This is a genomic window from Micromonospora sp. D75 (assembly GCF_018070405.1).
Lineage (GTDB): Bacteria > Actinomycetota > Actinomycetes > Mycobacteriales > Micromonosporaceae > Micromonospora > Micromonospora chalcea.
In genome coordinates, this window is sequence record NZ_JAGPXV010001112.1 from 1 (window position 1) to 763 (window position 763).

At 73.9% G+C, this 763-nt stretch carries 1 protein-coding gene; it reads left to right on the forward strand.

The features are described from left to right. Positions 1 to 99: 99 nt before the first annotated feature. A complete protein-coding gene (locus KBX39_RS32365; protein WP_043325105.1) occupies positions 100 to 756 on the forward strand; it encodes a response regulator transcription factor in 657 nt (218 codons plus the stop codon). Positions 757 to 763 lie beyond the last annotated feature (7 nt).

Consider the following 763-nt stretch of genomic DNA (forward strand, 5'->3'; position numbering starts at 1 on the left):
GAATCTTGTAGATCACGCCAGCAGCCTAGAGCGGCCTCGCGTCCCGGCGGCGCGTCTGCCACCATTCGCAGGGCACACGTCGAGCGGAGGGAGGAACGGGTGCGGATCCTCCTGGTCGAGGACGACCGTCGGGTCGCCGCCGCGCTGTCGTCCGCGCTGACCCGGCGCGGCTACCAGGTGGAACACGCCGCCACAGTCGCCGCGGCGCTCTCCGCCGCCCCCTGCGACCTGGTGCTGCTCGACCTGACGCTGCCCGACGGCGACGGCACCGAGGTGTGCCGCGAGCTGCGCCGCCGCAGCAGCCAGCTCGGCATCATCGCGGTGACCGCCCGTGGCGAGGAACGCGACCGGGTGCTGGGCCTGCGGCTGGGCGCCGACGACTACGTGGTCAAGCCGTTCTCGATGGTGGAGTTGCAGGCGCGCATCGAGGCGGTGCTGCGCCGCGCCGCGCACACCGTCCCGGAGCGTCACCTCATCGAGGCCGGGCCGGTGCGCATCGACGTCGGCGGCCGGACGGTGAGCGTGGACGGCCGGGACGTGTCGCTCACCCGCAAGGAGTTCGACATCCTGCTCTCGCTGGCCCGCCAGCCGGGGGTGGCGGTGCCGCGCGAGCGGATCCTGCTCGACGTGTGGGGCACCACCTGGGCCGACCGGCACACCGTGGAGGTGCACGTCGGGTCGCTGCGCGGCAAGCTCGGCGACGCGACGCTGGTGGAGACCGTGCGCGGGGTCGGTTACCGGCTCCGCGGCGCGTGAGGAGGGG